Origin of the sequence: Streptomyces sp. NPDC002886, assembly GCF_042888445.1 — a bacterium.
GTDB lineage: Bacteria > Actinomycetota > Actinomycetes > Streptomycetales > Streptomycetaceae > Streptomyces.
This window is the reverse complement of sequence record NZ_JBIAPV010000002.1, coordinates 92,300-107,961: the sequence shown is the minus strand read 5'-3', so window position 1 is coordinate 107,961 and position 15,662 is coordinate 92,300. Positions and strand designations below refer to the sequence as shown.

The 15,662-nt window shown below is 72.8% G+C and carries 15 protein-coding genes; 10 read left to right on the top strand and 5 right to left on the bottom strand.

Annotation, left to right across the window (positions count from 1 at the left end):
• Positions 1-6 precede the first annotated feature (6 nt).
• The 4 genes from sufU to ACFYYB_RS06615 all read left to right on the top strand — a co-directional run bounded on the left by sufU (position 7) and on the right by ACFYYB_RS06615 (position 3,814).
• On the top strand, positions 7-468 hold the full coding sequence (gene sufU, locus ACFYYB_RS06630; protein WP_327307360.1) for a Fe-S cluster assembly sulfur transfer protein SufU: 462 nt from the start codon (positions 7-9) through the stop codon (positions 466-468).
• A complete protein-coding gene (locus ACFYYB_RS06625) occupies positions 465-809 on the top strand; it encodes a metal-sulfur cluster assembly factor (protein WP_073913993.1) in 345 nt (114 codons plus the stop codon). Before sufU ends, ACFYYB_RS06625 begins: the two co-directional genes overlap by 4 nt.
• 192 nt (positions 810-1,001) lie before the next feature.
• A complete protein-coding gene (locus tag ACFYYB_RS06620; RefSeq protein ID WP_389433572.1) occupies positions 1,002-2,426 on the top strand; it encodes a hypothetical protein in 1,425 nt (474 codons plus the stop codon).
• On the top strand, positions 2,423-3,814 hold the full coding sequence (locus ACFYYB_RS06615) for a DUF3616 domain-containing protein (RefSeq protein ID WP_389433571.1): 1,392 nt from the start codon (positions 2,423-2,425) through the stop codon (positions 3,812-3,814). The genes ACFYYB_RS06620 and ACFYYB_RS06615 overlap by 4 nt, the downstream gene beginning before the upstream one ends.
• On the opposite strand, the gene ACFYYB_RS06610 is transcribed toward ACFYYB_RS06615, so the two are convergent.
• Positions 3,801-4,715, bottom strand: coding sequence for a hypothetical protein (locus tag ACFYYB_RS06610; RefSeq protein ID WP_389433569.1), 915 nt, complete (start codon positions 4,713-4,715; stop codon positions 3,801-3,803). The two genes, ACFYYB_RS06615 and ACFYYB_RS06610, sit on opposite strands and share 14 nt — an antisense overlap.
• Before the next feature lie 130 nt (positions 4,716-4,845).
• Here ACFYYB_RS06610 and ACFYYB_RS06605 point away from each other — a divergent pair, with 130 nt between their 5' ends.
• Together ACFYYB_RS06605 and ACFYYB_RS06600 are read left to right on the top strand one after the other, a co-directional pair.
• Positions 4,846-5,169, top strand: coding sequence for a DMT family transporter (locus ACFYYB_RS06605; RefSeq protein WP_389433568.1), 324 nt, complete (start codon positions 4,846-4,848; stop codon positions 5,167-5,169).
• Positions 5,170-5,242: 73 nt separating this feature from the next.
• A complete protein-coding gene (locus ACFYYB_RS06600; protein ID WP_389434925.1) occupies positions 5,243-5,791 on the top strand; it encodes a TetR/AcrR family transcriptional regulator in 549 nt (182 codons plus the stop codon).
• 75 nt (positions 5,792-5,866) lie between these two features.
• On the opposite strand, the gene ACFYYB_RS06595 is transcribed toward ACFYYB_RS06600, so the two are convergent.
• Positions 5,867-6,739, bottom strand: coding sequence for a winged helix-turn-helix transcriptional regulator (locus ACFYYB_RS06595; protein ID WP_389433566.1), 873 nt, complete (start codon positions 6,737-6,739; stop codon positions 5,867-5,869).
• A gap of 100 nt (positions 6,740-6,839) precedes the next feature.
• On the opposite strand from ACFYYB_RS06595, the gene ACFYYB_RS06590 reads away from it, so the two are divergent.
• Positions 6,840-8,144 (top strand): MFS transporter, encoded by a 1,305-nt coding sequence (locus ACFYYB_RS06590; RefSeq protein WP_389433565.1) that lies wholly within the window; start codon positions 6,840-6,842, stop codon positions 8,142-8,144.
• 9 nt (positions 8,145-8,153) lie between these two features.
• Entirely contained in the window at positions 8,154-9,134 is a 981-nt protein-coding gene (dapD, locus tag ACFYYB_RS06585) for a 2,3,4,5-tetrahydropyridine-2,6-dicarboxylate N-succinyltransferase (protein ID WP_327307364.1), read from the top strand.
• A gap of 147 nt (positions 9,135-9,281) precedes the next feature.
• On the opposite strand, the gene ACFYYB_RS06580 is transcribed toward dapD, so the two are convergent.
• The 3 genes from ACFYYB_RS06580 to ACFYYB_RS06570 form a co-directional block, all read right to left on the bottom strand.
• Positions 9,282-9,536 carry a hypothetical protein gene (locus ACFYYB_RS06580; protein ID WP_389433563.1) on the bottom strand — a complete coding sequence of 85 codons (255 nt, stop codon included), beginning with the start codon at positions 9,534-9,536 and terminating at the stop codon, positions 9,282-9,284.
• A gap of 167 nt (positions 9,537-9,703) precedes the next feature.
• Positions 9,704-10,177, bottom strand: a complete 474-nt coding sequence (locus tag ACFYYB_RS06575) for a GNAT family N-acetyltransferase (protein WP_389433561.1) — start codon at positions 10,175-10,177, stop codon at positions 9,704-9,706.
• A gap of 59 nt (positions 10,178-10,236) precedes the next feature.
• Positions 10,237-12,078 (bottom strand): endonuclease/exonuclease/phosphatase family protein, encoded by a 1,842-nt coding sequence (locus tag ACFYYB_RS06570; RefSeq protein WP_389433560.1) that lies wholly within the window; start codon positions 12,076-12,078, stop codon positions 10,237-10,239.
• A gap of 264 nt (positions 12,079-12,342) precedes the next feature.
• On the opposite strand from ACFYYB_RS06570, the gene ACFYYB_RS06565 reads away from it, so the two are divergent.
• Together ACFYYB_RS06565 and ACFYYB_RS06560 are read left to right on the top strand one after the other, a co-directional pair.
• A complete protein-coding gene (locus ACFYYB_RS06565; RefSeq protein ID WP_389433559.1) occupies positions 12,343-13,881 on the top strand; it encodes a hypothetical protein in 1,539 nt (512 codons plus the stop codon).
• Between the two features lie 166 nt (positions 13,882-14,047).
• Positions 14,048-15,520 carry an alkaline phosphatase PhoX gene (locus ACFYYB_RS06560; protein ID WP_389433558.1) on the top strand — a complete coding sequence of 491 codons (1,473 nt, stop codon included), beginning with the start codon at positions 14,048-14,050 and terminating at the stop codon, positions 15,518-15,520.
• Positions 15,521-15,662 lie beyond the last annotated feature (142 nt).

The window sequence follows — 15,662 nt, the reverse complement described above, 5'->3', positions numbered from 1 at the left end:
GGCGCAGTGAAGCTGGAATCCCTGTACCAGGAACTGATCCTGGACCACTACAAGCACCCGCGCGGGCGAGGCCTGCGCGACGGCGACGCCGAGGTGCACCACGTCAACCCGACGTGCGGTGACGAGATCACCCTGCGCGTGAAGTACGACGGCGAGACCCTCACGGACATCTCGTACGAGGGCCAGGGCTGCTCCATCAGCCAGGCCGGCGCGTCGATACTGAACGAGCTGCTCGTCGGCAAGGAGCTGGGCGAGGCGCGGAAGATCCAGGAAGTCTTCCTGGAGCTGATGCAGTCCAAGGGCAAGATGGAGCCCGACGAGGCCATGGAGGAGGTGCTGGAGGACGCGGTCGCGTTCGCCGGCGTCTCCAAGTACCCGGCCCGGGTGAAGTGCGCCCTGCTGAGCTGGATGGCGTGGAAGGACGCGACCGCCCAGGCACTGGGCGACGCCGAGAGGAAGACGGCATGACCGAGAACGCGACGCCCGAGGCGTCCATCAAGCCGGCCACCGAGGAAGAGGTCCGCGAGGCCCTCTACGACGTGGTCGACCCCGAGCTGGGCATCGACGTCGTCAACCTGGGCCTGATCTACGGCATCCACGTCGACGACGCGAACATCGCCACCCTCGACATGACCCTCACCTCGGCGGCCTGCCCGCTGACGGACGTCATCGAGGACCAGGCGAAGTCGGCCACGGACGGCATCGTCAGCGAACTGCGCATCAACTGGGTGTGGATGCCGCCGTGGGGCCCGGACAAGATCACGGACGACGGACGCGAGCAGCTGCGCGCGCTCGGGTTCAACGTCTGATCGACGCCTGCCCCCGCACGACCCCGCACGACGGCCGTCCGACGGCCGAGTGAACGAACGACCCCCGGCACGGGTGTGCCGGGGGTCGTCTGTTTTCCCGGCGGACGGGCCGCGTGCACCGGGAGTTGGCCACGGTGGCCGAATCTTCTCGACGGCCGTCACAACGTGACGGCGCAGACGAGAGGACCTCCGTTGACCGTTCGCCCTTCACCGGCACGCCGCCTCGGTGCCGTGGGAGCCGCCGGGGCCGCCACCCTGCTCGCCGTGGGGCTGGCCGCGCCCGCCCACGCCGTCCAGGAAGCCGCCGCCGGACCGACCATCGCGCTCTCCGCCAGTCACCTGTCGGGGGCCGTCGGCGCGATCGGCGACCCGGCCGTCACCGTGGACATCGCGCAGGAGGGGATCCCCGCCGCCTTCCTCAAGGTCGAGGTCCTCTCCTCCAGCAACCCGGCGGTCGCCGGGCCCGGCGACGTACGCATCACGCGGACCTGGCAGGGCGACCGCGAACTGACCGTCCGCCCGCGGGCCCAGGGCTACACCGACCTGACGCTCCGGGTGACCGGCCGCGGCGGCGGGACGGCCACGGCCACCCTCTCCTACGCCGCTTCGGCGCGGGTGGGCACGGGCGCCCTCACCACCCGCTACCTCACGGGCTCCGCCGACTCCTCGGCCGCCGTGGACGTAGGCGGCGGCTACGCGCTGGTGGCCGACGACGAGACCAACGTGCTGCGCCTGTACGACCGGCTGCGCTCGGGCGCCCCCGTGAAGACCTGGGACCTCGGCCCCGCGCTCGGCATCAAGAAGGAAGCCGACATCGAGGCCGCCGCCCGGGTCGGCGACACCGTCTACTGGACGGGCTCGCTGGGCAACAACAAGGACGGCAAGTACAAGGCCGAGCGCAACACCGTCTTCACCACCCGGATCACCGGATCGGGCGCCGACACCGAGATCGTCTTCGGCTCCGCCTACAAGGGCCTGCGCGAGGACCTGATCGCCTGGGACACGGCCAACGGGAACCGCTTCGGCTTCGCGGCGGGCACGGCGGCCGGCAAGGTCCCCAAGAGCATCGACGGGTTCAACGTCGAGGGCCTGGAGTTCGCTCCCGGTTCCACCACCACCGCCTACCTGGGCTTCCGCGCCCCGCTGGCCCCCGCCGTACCCGGCGGCAAGGCGCTGGTCGTGCCCGTCACCAACATGGACCAGGTCGTGGCCGGCGCGGCCAAGCCGGTCTTCGGCGAGCCCGTCGAGATGGACCTGGGCGGGCTCGCGATCCGCGACATCCGCAAGAACGCGGCGGACCAGTACCTGATCCTGGCGGGCTCCTGGGCGGCGGACGACAACTCCGACCCCTACGCCCTCTACCAGTGGGACGGCGTCCCGGCCCACGCCCCGGTCAAGCGGGCCGACCTGCCGACCACCGACCCGGGCGGCTGGGAAGCCGTGGTCTCCGTACCCGACCTGCGGGTGCCCTTCGCCCCCGTCCAGCTGATCACCGACAGCGGCTCCGCCGACCTGTACGGCGACGGCACCGAGGCCAAGGACCTCGACCACCCGGAGTGGAAGAAGTCCCGGTCCGGATGGTTCACGCTCAGCCCGATTCGCGGAGGTCACCGATGAACACGCAGCATGGGAAGACGATGAAGAAGACGTACCTCGGGGCCGCCGGCATCGCCGCGCTGCTGCTCGCCGCCACGACGATGCCCGCGCAGGCGGTGACGTACGGTACGCCCACCCTCTCGCTGTCCGCCTCCTACCTGTCCGGGGCCGTCGGCGCGACGGGTGACCCGACGGTGGACGTGACCGTGGCGCAGAGCGGCGCGGACGTCTCCGCGCTCACCGTGAGCGCCTCGGCCTCCAGCAAGGCCACGGTCGCCGGGACCGGCGACGTGAGCGTCACCGGGACCGGCGCGGTCCGCAAGCTGGCGGTCGCCGCGCGCGGTCGCGGCTACACCAACCTCACCGTCAAGGTGACCGGGCTGGGCGGCAAGACCGCCACCAAGACCCTGTACTTCGCGGCCTCCACGGCGGTGCAGAACCCGGCGGACGCGCGTTACTTCACCGGCGCCTCCGACTCCTCGGCCGCCGTGGACGTCGGCGGCGGCTATGCGATCGTCGCCGACGACGAGAGCAACGTGCTGCGCCTGTACGACCGCGCCAACTCGGCGGCGCCCGTGCGGACCTGGGACTTCAGCTCGCAGCTCGGTGTCACCAAGGAGGTGGACATCGAGGGCGCGACCCTGATCGGCGGCACCATCTACTGGACGGGCTCGCTCGGCAACAACAAGGACGGCGAGTACAAGGCGCCCCGCAACACGGTGTTCACCACCACGCTGAGCGGCTCGGGCTCCACCGCGCAGCTCGCGTACGGGCGTTCGTGCAAGAAGCTCCGTGACGACCTGGTCGCCTGGGACACGGCGAACGGCAACCGCTACGGCTTCGCCGCCGGTACGGCCGCCGGTGAGGCGCCGAAGCAGATCGACGGGTTCAACGTGGAGGGCCTGGAGTTCGCTCCCGGTTCCACCACCACCGCCTACCTGGGCTTCCGTGCCCCGCTGGCCCCGGCGGTGATCGGCGGCAAGGCGCTGGTCGTGCCGGTGACCAACTTCGACAAGGTGATCTCCAGCGGGACCAAGGCCACCTTCGGCGCGGGCATCGAGCTCGACCTCGGCGGGCTCGCGATCCGCGACATCCGCAAGAACGCGGCGGACCAGTACCTGATCCTGGCGGGCTCCTGGGCGGCGGACGACAACTCCGACCCCTACGCCCTCTACCAGTGGGACGGCGTCCCGGCCCACGCCCCGGTCAAGCGGGCCGACCTGCCGACCACCGACCCGGGCGGCTGGGAAGCCATCGTGGCGGTTCCCGACCTGTCGGTCGCGGGCGCGCGGATGCAGCTGATCACCGACAGCGGCTCCGCCGATCTGTACGGCGACGGCACCGAGGCGAAGGACCTCACCCACCCGGAGTGGAAGAAGTCCCGCGCGGCCTGGTTCACGCTGAACTGAGCCCCTCTGATCGCGCCGACCGCCTGGTGAGCTCCTCGGCCGGGTCCTCGCGGCGGATCCGCCGGTCTGCGTAGAGCAGGCCGGCGGTGAGCTGCGGGAAGCAGAGCAGCAGGGTCTGCGCGAGCATCCCGCCGAGTGCGGTGAGGACCGCGTGCACGAAGCCGCCGTCCACCGCCGGGATCAGGCTGAGCGCCCCGGCGAAGGCGAAGGGCAGCTGGACGGCGTACGCCGCCGCGAGCGCGAGCGCGGCGGCGAGTGTGGTGAGGCCGAGCGTGCGCCACCAGGCCCCGCGCACCAGACGGGCCGAGCGGCGCAGGGCCCCGAGCGGGCCGAGCCCCTCGCAGGCCGCGACCGTGGGCGCGAGCGCGAACAGGACCCCGCATCCGAGTGCGGCCGGCAGGGTGGCCGCCGCCAGGAGCGGGGGCAGTCCGGCGGCCAGGACGACCGCGCCCGGTCCGGCCACGGCTCCGAGAACCAGGAGTTGGGTGCCGAGGACGGCCGCGCAGCGGGGGCCGGCGGCGCGCAGCAGCGTACGGGTGGTCACGGGGCGGCCCAGTACCGCCGGGCGGAGCACGGCTCCCGTCAGGGCGGAGGCCAGGGCGCAGGTCAGCAGGGTGGCCAGGGCCGCGGCGGGAACCAGGGCGTCGACGGGCCGGGCGTGCAGCGCGAGCGCGGTCAGGGCGGCCGCGGCGACCAAGAGCAGCGCGCCGAGCTGGCCGAGGAACATGGCCGCGGCGAGGCGGACCCCGTAGCGGGCGAGGGCGGCGCAGGCGCCGCCGAGTATCTCGCCGGGGGTGAGCGGCCGCAGGGCGACGACCCCGGGCCGGGGAGCCTGCGGGGGCAGCCAGCCGCCGCCCCAGGGCGTCCACCGCGACTCCTCCTTCGCTCCGTCCTGGGTCATGCGGATCTCCCGTCCCCCGGTGCGAGCGCCCCGGTGCCGCCGCGCCGACACCGTAGCGGCCGGGGCCGGGGAAGTCCCGGGGACACACGGATATGTACGACCGTCCATAACGATGTGTACTGTCGTACGCATGCCCTACATACTGCTCGCCGCCGCCATCGCCGCAGAGGTCGCCGGCACCACCGCCATGAAGTTCAGCGAGGGCTTCACGAAGCTGTGGCCCTCGCTCATCACGCTGGTGGGCTACGTCATCGCCTTCACCCTGCTCGCGCAGACGCTGAAGTCGATGTCGGTGGGGACGGCGTACGCGATCTGGGCCGGCGTGGGCACGGCCGCGATCGCCGCGATCGGCATGGTCTTCCTGGGGGAGGCCGCGACGGCCGCGAAGATCGGCGGCATCGCGCTGGTGATCGCCGGGGTCGTGCTGCTGAACCTCGGGGGGAGCACGCACTGAGGAGCCGCGTGTGTACTGTCGTACGCATGCCGTACCCGTCGCCCGCCGCCGCCCTCACGGGCGCCGCCCGCTGATGGCCGGGTCCGTGCGCCGCTACGACCCGGACCGGCGGGACCGGATCATCGCCGCTGCCATCCGGGTGGTGGGCGCCCGGGGCATCGCCGGGCTCAGTCACCGCAGCGTGGCCGCGGAGGCCGACGTGCCGCTCGGCTCCACGACGTACCACTTCAAGACCCTGGACGACCTCCTGGTCGCGGCGCTGCGGCAGGCCAACGAGGGCTTCGCCCGGGCGGCGGCGGACTCCGCGGCGCTGGCCGATCCGACCGCGGACCTGGCGGAAGCCCTGGCCGGCCTGCTCGGCGAGTTCCTGGGGGCGGACCGGGCGCGGGCGGAGCTGGAGTACGAGCTCTACCTGGCCGCCCTGCGCCGCCCCGCGCTGCGGCCCGTGGCGGCCGAATGGTGCGAGGCCGTCTCCACGGCCCTGTCCGCACGGACGGACCCGGCCACGGCGCGGGCGCTGGCGGCGGTCATGGACGGGATCAGCCTGCAGGTGCTGCTGACGGGGGCGGAGTACGACCGGGCGTACGCCTGCGAGGTCCTGCGGCGGGTGCTGCGGGCCTGACGCCGGGCGGGGCGGCGGACAGGGCGGTGGCGCGGGTGGTGCCCCGGCGGTGGCCCGGGCCGTGCCCGGCCCCGGCTACGCGTCGCGGACCGCCTTCAGGGCGGCGGCCACGCTCGCCTCGATGTCCTGGACCGGGTAGAAGACCTCGCGGACGGTCCGTTCGCGGTCCACGACCAGCGTCAGGCGCTTCAGCCGGCTGATGCCCCCCGCCCGGAACGTCGGCAGTCGCAGCGCCGTCACCAGGGTGAGCTCCGCGTCGGAGAGGAGGGGGAAGCGGAGCCCCTCGGCCTCCGCGAACTCCCGCTGCTCGTCCGGCCGCTGGGTCGACACCCCGTGCACCGTCGCGCCCGCCGCCGTGAACTCCGCGAGCTGGTCCCGGTAGGTGCACGATTCGAGGGTGCACCCCCGCGCCCCGGGGATCCCCGCCCACCCCGGCGGATAGGACTCGGACCGGGCGAACGCGCCCGGGAAGCAGTACAGGACGGTGAACGGCGTGTCCGCCACCGGGTCGCGCAGTTCGCCGAACCGGTCCGGCAGCGAGAGCTCCGGCAGCCGGGTGCCGCGCAGCGCGTGGACCCGTACCGCCTCGCGCGAAGCCTCTTGGGTCGTCGCCGTCATCTCTCCCTCTCCCAGGATCCATCGGTCCCCCCAGTCCTGGAGGGCGACGAGCACCGGCAGCAGTCCGCGTCCGCGCGGGGTCAGCCGGTACGCGTGGCGCACCGGCCGCTCCTGGTACGGCTCGCGGGTCAGGACGCCCGCCTCGACGAGCAGTTTCAGCCGCTCCGTCAGGACCTTGCGGGACATGCCCAGTTCGCGCTGGAACTCGTCGAATCGGTGCACCCCGCGTGCGGCGTCGCGGACGATCAGCAGCGTCCACCAGTCGCCCACGACGTCGAGCGCCTGGGCGATGGAGCAGTCCGTGTCGTCGAGGTGCGTGCGCTGGGCCATGGCACTCCTTTGTCCGTTGACCCGAGGTTGCCATGCTGACATAGTTAGTTCCCAAAAGGAACTCGCTCGGGGGTCGGCTGTGCTGCAAGGGTTCAAGGACGTGCCGAGAGCGGTGTGGCTGCTCTTGCCGGGTGTTTTCGTCAATGCGGTATCCAGCTTCACCTTCGTCTTCGTCTTCGTGTACCTGACCGGTCCGCGCGGCCTCTCCGTCTCCGAGGCCGGCCTGATCACCGGAATCGGCGGCATCGGCCTGGTCGCGGGCAACTTCACGGGCGGCGGGTTCGGGGACCGCTTCGGCCACCGCCGCGTCCTGCTCGTCGCGTCCGCCCTCGCGGGCGGCGCCCTCGTCCTGCTGCCCGCACTGCCCACCGCCGTGCTCTACGCCGCCCTGCCGCCGGCCCAGTACGCCATCGGCTCGATCCGCTCCGCCAACGCCGCGCTCGTCGCGGTGATCGTCCCGGAGGGGGTGCGCCGGCAGGCCTTCGCCGTCGTGCGCTGCGTCTCCAACGGCGGCTTCACCCTCGGCGCGCCGCTCGGCGCCCTGATCGCGACGGGCTTCTCCTACGACTGGCTCTTCGTCTGCGACGGCGTGGGCATCCTGGTCTTCGCCCTGTGGACCGCCCGCGTCGTACCGGCGCGCGGCGCCGCGAACACCCCCACCGCGGCCCCGGACGGGGGTCGGGGCCGCGGTGTGTGGGGGGAGCTCCGTACCAGGCCGGCCGTCCTCGTCATGCTGGTCGCGGTCCTGGTGGTCGACGTGATCTACCGCCAGCAGTACACGACCTTCCCCGTGTACCTCGCCGCCCACGGGCTCTCCACCGCCGCCTACGGGCTGATCATCGCGCTCAACGGAGCCGTCATCCTCGTCCTGGAACTCCCGGCCGCGGTCGCCCTGCGCACCCGCCCGCCCCTGCGCGTCATCGGCGTCGGGCTGCTGCTCGTGGGCGCGGGGTACGGGGCCCTGCTGCTCGGGCCCGGGATCGCGGCGGCCGTCGCGATGATGCTGCTGCTGAGCCTCGGGGAGATCCTCTACAAGACGACGGCCACCGCCTACGTCGCCGACCAGGCGCCCGCACACGCCATCGGGTTGTTCCAGAGCCTGTACGCCGGAGTCTCGGCCAGTGGCGTCGTCCTCGGCGGGCCGCTCGGCGGGGCCCTGTACGCCGCGGCGCCCGGGCTGCTGTGGCCGCTGTGCGCGGCGCTGGCGGCGGGGGCGGGCGGGGCGGTGCTGTGGATGTCGGCACGAGTGGCGCGGGGCCCTGGGGAGCCGCGACCTGCGGGGGAGGCGCTCGCGGCGCGGGAGCCCGAGCCGGGGCTCGCACCGGGGCCCGCGGAGGACCCGGCGCGACACGACCCGCGCCCGGCACATGAGACCGGTTCGCGACCGCGGGCCGTCGCCGGTTAGGTTTCGGGCATGACTGCTACGCGTACCACCGGCGCCGTCGCCGCCGGACTTGCCACCATCACCGCCGACGGCACCGTCCTCGACACCTGGTTCCCCGCCCCCCAGCTGGTCGCCGAGCCCGGCCCGGCCGGGACCGAGCGCCTCACCGCCGAGCAGGCCGTGGAGCTGCTGGGGGCCACCGCGCCCAAGGCGATCCGCCAGGACGCGGTCCGCGGCGTCGAGGTCGTAGCCGTCCGCACCGTGATCGCCTCCCTGGAGGACAAGCCGCTGGACGCGCACGACGCGTACCTGCGCCTGCACCTGCTCAGCCACCGCCTGGTCAAGCCGCACGGCCAGAACCTGGACGGCGTCTTCGGCCTGCTGGCCAACGTCGCCTGGACCTCGCTGGGCCCGGTCGCGATCGACCAGGTCGAGACGGTCCGCCTGAACGCCCGCGCCGAGGGCCTGCACCTCCAGGTCACCTCGATCGACAAGTTCCCGCGGATGACGGACTACGTCGCCCCCAAGGGCGTGCGCATCGCCGACGCGGACCGGGTCCGCCTGGGCGCGCACCTCGCCGAGGGCACCACCGTCATGCACGAGGGCTTCGTCAACTTCAACGCCGGCACCCTGGGCACCTCCATGGTCGAGGGCCGGATCTCCGCGGGCGTCGTGGTCGGCGACGGCTCCGACATCGGCGGCGGCGCGTCCACGATGGGCACCCTGTCGGGCGGCGGCAAGCAGATCATCTCGATCGGCGAGCGCACCCTGATCGGCGCCGAGGCGGGCATCGGCATCGCCCTGGGCAACGAGTGCGTCGTCGAGGCGGGCCTCTACGTCACCGCGGGCACCCGCGTCACCCTGCCGGACGGCCAGGTCGTCAAGGCCCTGGAGCTCTCCGGCGCCGACAACATCCTCTTCCGCCGCAACTCGGTCACCGGCGCCGTCGAGGCCCGCCCGTACAAGGCGGCCTGGGGCGGCCTGAACGAGGTCCTGCACAGCCACAACTGACCGACCCCGGTCCGGTCACGCACGACGCCCTCCCACCCCGACGGGTGGGAGGGCGTCGTGCGTGGTGAGAGCCCTCCCGCCCCGAGCGGGGGAGGGACTTCGCGCACGCGGGGGCCGCGCGGGCCGGGGATCCGGCCGGCGGCGGCGTCAGTGCAGGGGGATCGTGCGGACCAGGCCGGCGAAGGCCTGCTGCTCCGCTTCGGTCAGTTCCACCGACTCCATCGGGTGGACGGAGACGCCGCGCTGGGCGGGGATGACCGAGAGGCCTTCGAAGGCGCCTGGGTCCGGGTGGTGGAAGCGGCTGTCCCACAGCATGTGGCCGAGGCCGATCAGCCAGACGGCGGCGGCCACGAGCAGGACGGCGATGCCGATTTCCTGAGCGAGGGAAATGGAGGGGAACACGCGGTCCTCCAAAGGAGTGCTGGAGTGCGGTACAAGATCGGGCGTGGGGACACTCAACACCACAACCGCCCGAATGGGTAGGGATGTGCTGAGCGTCACGCCAGGGCCAAAGGTCCCGTTCTGGGGTCCCGACCGTCCGGACTCCGGCCCCGGTCGCCCTCCCTGCCCTAGGCCAGCGGCAGCTTGAAGCCCTCGTGGCTCCGGGCGTAGCCCAGCCGCTCGTAGAAGCGGTGCGCGGCGGTGCGCCGCTTGTTGCTGGTGAGCTGCATCAGACCGCAGCCGCGCTCGCGGGCCCGGTCCGCCGCCAGCTCCATCAGGCGGGCCCCGAGCCCCCCGCCCCGCCGGTCCGCGCGGATCCGTACCGCCTCGACGAGGGCCCGCTCCCGCCCGCCCTGGCCGAGACCCGGGACGTACGTCAGCTGCAGGCAGCCCACGAGGTCCCCGTCCTCCTCCAGGACCAGCATCTCGTTGCGCGGGTCCGCCGTGATCGCGGCGAAGGCCCGCTCGTGGGCCTCGGAGACCGGCTCCGGGGCCGGAATCCCGGTGCCGGCCGCGGTACCTGCCGGCTCCGGGTCTTCGTCCTGGGCCAGCAGGGCGAGTACGGCGGGCAGGTCCTGGCGCGTCGCGGTGCGGAAGATCATGCGGGGATCATGCCAAAGGGGCCGGGCGGCGGTGCGGCCCGGCCCCTTCGACGCCGCCGCTACGGGCGGAAGCGCACGACCTGCGGGTCGTGGTCGCTGTTCTGGTCGGCGAACTCCGCGTTGATGTGCACGCTGTCGTAGCTGAACTGCTTGACGCCCGGGCTCGTCAGGATCTGGTCGAGGACCTGGGCGTTGCCCTGGTAGACGTACGAGTAACGCTCCGGCTTCGGCAGCGACTTGATCGCCGCGTACAGCGCGCCGCCGTCCTCCAGCGCCTTCGTCGTGTTCGAGAACTCGAAGTCGTTGATGTCGCCGACCACGAGGACCGCGGCCTTCTTCTCCACCGCCAGGATGTCCTTCACGAACCCGTTCACGGCCTGCGCCTGCAGCAGCCGCTTGGCTTCGGAGGAGCGCACCGGAGGCTGGGTCGAGGAGGTCAGGCCCTGGTCGCCGCCCTTGGAACCGAAGTGGTTGGCGATCACGAAGACGGTCTTGCCGCGGAAGACGAACTCGCCGGCCAGCGGCTTGCGGCTGTCCACCCACGCCGGGTTCGCCGGGTCGACCCGGCCGGGGGAGTGGGTCAGGGCGGCCTTGCCGTTCTCCGTCACCACACCGGTCGCCGTCACCGCGTCGCCCGGGGCGCGCTCGGTGAAGGAGACCCGCGCCGGGTTGAAGAGGAACACCTGGCGGATGTTGCCGCCGGGCTCGCCGCCGTCCTTCTTGTCCTCCGGGTTGACGCTCCGCCACTGGTAGGCCGGGCCGCCGGCGGCCGCGATGGCCTCGGTGAACTTCGTCAGGGTGGCCTCGGCCGACACCGTGCCGTCGTTCTTGGCGCCGTTGTCGTCCTGGATCTCCTCCAGGGCGAGGATGTCGGGGGAGGCGAGGTTCTCGACGACGGCCTTCGCCAGGTTGTCGAACTTCTCCTGCGGGTCGGACGGGTCGAGGTTCTCCACGTTGTACGTGGCCACCGCGAGTTCCTTCTCGGCCTGCGGCTTGGTCTTCTCGGCGGCGAGGGTGCCCTTCTTGACCGTGCCGAGGGTGCGCGCCACCAGGGTGTAGCCGCCGAACTGGTTGAAGTCCAGCGGGCCTTCGGTGGAGCCGGTCAGCTTGTCGCCGACGTTGGCCACCGGGAACGGCTGCTGCGCGAGGGGCGCGAGCTGCTGGATCTGGAGGCGGCCGGTGTTCTGGGAGTCGTACGAGCCGTAGAGCGTGCCGCCGCGCTTGGTGTTGTTCTCCCAGCCCTTCACCGTCACCCACAGCTCGGCGTACGGGTCGGTGGCGCCGACCACGCGCGAGTTGCCGATCGCGATGTTCATGCCCTCGAGGGACTCGTAGTAGTCCAGGGCGTAGCGCGAGGGCTCCAGGGTCAGGCCGTTGATGCTGCCGGCGGCGGCCGCGTCGCCGTCCGGGGCGTACGCGCAGGGGACCGAGTACTCGTTGACGGAGGTGGCCGCGGGCACCGCGTTGCCGGAGGAGACCACGGTCACGACGGGCTTGGAGATCTGCGTGACCGACTGGTTGCCGGAGGAGACGCCGCCGGGAATGTACTCGCCGACCAGGCCGGAGACCGTGACCGCGTCGCCGACCGCAACGGTCGGGACCGAGCTGGTGAAGACGAACACGCCCTCGCTGGTGGCGTCGTCGTCGTCCGTGTCGGGGTCCTGGATCCAGAAGCCGCGCGAACCGTACGTACGGACGCCCGTGACGATGCCCGCCACGTCGGCGACCTGCTTGCCGGCCAGCGGGGATATCCGGGTCGTGCCCTGGATGTCGTGGATGCGTATCGGATCGGCGGACACGGCGCCTTCGGCCGCGTCGGCGGTGCCCGCGAGCAGGCCGGTGGCCAGCGCGGTGGCGACGAGGGCCGCGACGGCGGCGGAACGGGGATGCGAGGAGCGCATGGGCGGGAACTCCGGTGTGTGGAGGGGGAAGCAGATATCTACGCGCGTCAATTTCCTTCGTGCCCGGCAAAGTTGTCAAGCCCTACAGGGAATACGGGGGTTGACTGTGGGATGAACCAAAGGGGAGTGGCCGCCGGGACCGCCCGAAATGCGTCTACTCTGGGGCGCCGTAAGACCCGTACCCGAAGCACCCGAACCACCCGTATCCGAAGCACCCGAACCACCCGTACGCGAACCACCCGTGCCCGCGAGGAGAACCGCCCCATGTCCGCAGACTCGCACCCCACGCTGCCGCCGGTACGGCTGCTCCCCGACGCGGAACTCGCCCGCGACGCCCTGGCCGCCCCGCTGTTCGCCCGCGCCGTGCGCCTCGCGCGCTGGGCCGGACCGGACACCCGGGTGGACACTGGTGGCGAGCTCGTCCACGGGCAGCTGCCCGAGGCCGTGGCCCTGCTGGGCCTCGACCCCGCCGACGAGGATTCCGCCGCGCACGCGAGCCAGGCCTGGCGGGTGGCCGTCGACACCGGCCTCGTCGACGTCACCGAGCCGGAGGAGGACGGGGGCGACCCGGGGGAAGAGGACGGGGAGGAGCGGGAGTTCGGCACCGCCGAGCCCGGCGAGGACCTGGCGCTGGTGACCGGCGGAACCCCGGGCGACGTGCTCGACCTGTGGCTGGCGGCCCTGGACACCGTCCTCGCGGACGCGGCGGTGCCCGCCCTGGACGACCTCGTCGACGCCCTCGACGCGGGTGGTGAGATCGACTTCGACCAGCTCGACTGGAACCCGCGCCGCGAGGCCGACTTCCTCGACGGGGTCCTCGCCAACCTCTACCTGCTCGCCGTGGCCGAAGGCGGCACGGCCGACGGGCCGGTGCCGCTCCCGGTGCTCGCCGCCTCGATGGTGGTGCCGGACGACATGGGCGATCCCACCGACGCCGTCCTGGAGCAGGTCTCGGACGCGATGATGCGCCTCGACGACCAGTTCCGGCAGCTGGAGCCGATCGGCCTCGTCGAGTTCCGCCCCGTGGACGAGGAGCTGATGGCGGAGGCCGAGGACGAGGACTTCCTCACGGCCGGCGCGGGCTCCGGTTCCGTCCCCGACGAGGAGGACGTCTCCCGGTACGGGCTGGTGCGCCTGACCCCGCTCGGGCTGTACGGCATCCGGGCGCGCATGCTGGAGGCGGGCGTCGAGGCCCCGGCCGTCGGCGAACTCGCCGGCAAGGGCGCGGACGTCCTGCTGGACGTGGTCTCCCACTACTCCGAGGCCGCCGCCGAGGCCGAGATCGAACAGTGGCTGGCCGGCCGCCCCGTACCCGAAGCCGCCGCGGAGCTGCTCGCCGCCGCGCGCGGGGCCGACGCGGGCGGCCCGCTGCGCCGGCTGCGCTGCCAGCAGGCCCTCGCCCCGGCCGGAGCGGAGGCCGAGCCGGCCGTCCGCGCGGTACTGGACGACGCGGAGCTCGGCGGGCTCGCCCGGGTCTGGCTGGCCGAGCGCGGGGTGGCCGACGTACCGGCGCCGGACGAGGAGATGGTGTTCTGGCTGACGGTCGACACGATCGCGGCGCAGCTCGCGACGGGCGGTGCGGACGGCGGGGGAGCCGGGGCCGGGGAGGGCGCCGAGGCGGAGCTGCCGCTCCTGATCCAGTCGCTGACCGCCCATCACGCCGGGTTCTTCGAGCAGGCCTGGCGGGTGGAGCACCCGGCGACGGCCCACGTGCTGGAGGCGATGGGGCGGCTGCACCCCGACAAGAAGGCCGCCAAGGAGGCCCGCAAGGCCGCGTTCAAGGCGCGTTCCCGGGGCGTATGAGGCGCTGGTAACCGGCCGTTCCCGAAAGGGAGTCGGCCAACGGTGGCACCGGTCAAGGGGTCGATTCGTTTTCGCGGGTAGTTCAGTCGGCGTTCACGTGCGGGCGGGAGCGTGTGCGCCGACGACCGCACGACAGGCGCAGCACCTCCCCACCCCTGGAGACCCGATGCCGCTCAGCCGCAGAGATTTCACCACCCGCACCGCACTCGCGGGTGCGGGAGTCGCGCTCACCGGAACGGTCGGCGCACTCGCCACCGCCCCCGGCGCCCTCGCCGCCGACGACGGCGCGCGGCAGGACGACGGCCTGGAACAGGGGCAGGGCCAGGACCGGGGTCACGGCCACGGTCACGGGCCCGGCTACGGTCCGCTCGTCGCCGACCCGGCCGGCATCCTGGCCCTCCCCGCCGGATTCACGTACCGCGTGATCACGCACAGCGGTGTCACCGCACTCGACTCGGGCGAGAGCACCCCCTCCAACCACGACGGCACCGCCGCCTTCGAGGGCCACCGGGGCGTCACCCTCCTCGTCAACAACCACGAGCTGAAGGGCCCCCGCACGAGCTGGAAGCACCCCGTCCCGCTGACCGAGGGCTTCGTCTACGACCCGGGCGCGTCCGGCGGCTGCACGGTCGTCGAGGTACGGCGCGGCGGGGAGGTCGCCGAGTGGGTGGGCATCGCCGGTACGTCGACCAACTGCGCGGGCGGCTCCACCCCCTGGGACACCTGGCTGACCTGCGAGGAGAACGAGGACCTCGCCGGCAAGAACGGGATGACCAAGGACCACGGCTACGTCTTCGAGGTGGACCCGCACGACCGCAGGGCCAACCTCGACCCGAAGCCGATCAAGGCCTTCGGCCGGTACGCCCACGAGGCCGTGGTCATCGACCCGCGGCAGGGCCACGCCTACCTCACCGAGGACGCCTCCGGCCCCAACGGGCTGCTCTACCGGTGGACCCCGCCGAGCGGCTTCCGCCACGGGCGCGGCAAGCTCCGTACCCTCGCCGACGACGCCGGTGTGCTGGCGGCCGCCAAGTGCTTCGACAGTGCGGGACTGTTCGTCGACGACCTCTCGCGGGCGACGAGGATCGGGACCACCTACGGGGTGGACTGGATTCCGGTCCCGGACCGCGACGCGCGCACCGCGGCCGTGCGCAAGCAGTTCGGGGAGTCGGCCGTGACCCGCGCGCGCAAGCTGGAAGGCATGTGGTGGGCCGACGGCGGGGCGTACTTCGTCTCCTCCTACGCCCGTGAGGAGAGCCCGGGCGCGGCCCACGACGGCCAGGTGTGGTTCTACGACCCCAAGCGGCGCACGGTGCGGCTGCAGGTCCTGCTCGGCGTGAACGCCGACCCGTCGGTGGAGGGCGGGTACGACGGCCCGGACAACATCACGGTCTCCCCGTACGGCGGTCTGATCATCGCCGAGGACGGCTCGGGGCTGCAGCACCTCTTCGGCGCGACCGAGTCGGGGCGCACGTACCCGCTGGCCCGCAACGAGATGAACCTGGGGACGGCCGAGGAGCCGGAATACTCGGAGTTCACGGGCGTCTGCTTCTCCCCGGACGGGCGGACGCTGTTCGTCAACATCCAGGACCCGGGCATTATGCTGGCCGTCACGGGACCGTGGCGGCGCAGGCGCTGATCCGGGAGCGGTGACATGAGAAGAGCCGCCCGGGCCGCCGGCCCCGCGGGGCGTGTAGGGGGCGCACCAAATAGGGGGTTAGGGTTGGCGGGTTAAGAGCGTCGGGGCGGGGGGGCCCGGCCCCCACATAGCGAACGGCCAC

What these genes read in the sequence shown, in the direction of transcription:
- ACFYYB_RS06595 (WP_389433566.1), bottom strand. Translation starts at nt 6,739, where the DNA reads ATGGCCCAGCGCACGCACCTCGACGACACGGACTGCTCCATCGCCCAG.
- ACFYYB_RS06560 (WP_389433558.1), top strand. Translation starts at nt 14,048, where the DNA reads ATGCCGCTCAGCCGCAGAGATTTCACCACCCGCACCGCACTCGCGGGT.
- ACFYYB_RS06600 (WP_389434925.1), top strand. Translation starts at nt 5,243, where the DNA reads ATGGCCGGGTCCGTGCGCCGCTACGACCCGGACCGGCGGGACCGGATC.
- ACFYYB_RS06605 (WP_389433568.1), top strand. Translation starts at nt 4,846, where the DNA reads ATGCCCTACATACTGCTCGCCGCCGCCATCGCCGCAGAGGTCGCCGGC.
- ACFYYB_RS06575 (WP_389433561.1), bottom strand. Translation starts at nt 10,177, where the DNA reads ATGATCTTCCGCACCGCGACGCGCCAGGACCTGCCCGCCGTACTCGCC.
- ACFYYB_RS06570 (WP_389433560.1), bottom strand. Translation starts at nt 12,078, where the DNA reads ATGCGCTCCTCGCATCCCCGTTCCGCCGCCGTCGCGGCCCTCGTCGCC.
- dapD (WP_327307364.1), top strand. Translation starts at nt 8,154, where the DNA reads ATGACTGCTACGCGTACCACCGGCGCCGTCGCCGCCGGACTTGCCACC.
- ACFYYB_RS06610 (WP_389433569.1), bottom strand. Translation starts at nt 4,715, where the DNA reads ATGACCCAGGACGGAGCGAAGGAGGAGTCGCGGTGGACGCCCTGGGGC.
- ACFYYB_RS06625 (WP_073913993.1), top strand. Translation starts at nt 465, where the DNA reads ATGACCGAGAACGCGACGCCCGAGGCGTCCATCAAGCCGGCCACCGAG.
- ACFYYB_RS06615 (WP_389433571.1), top strand. Translation starts at nt 2,423, where the DNA reads ATGAACACGCAGCATGGGAAGACGATGAAGAAGACGTACCTCGGGGCC.
- ACFYYB_RS06565 (WP_389433559.1), top strand. Translation starts at nt 12,343, where the DNA reads ATGTCCGCAGACTCGCACCCCACGCTGCCGCCGGTACGGCTGCTCCCC.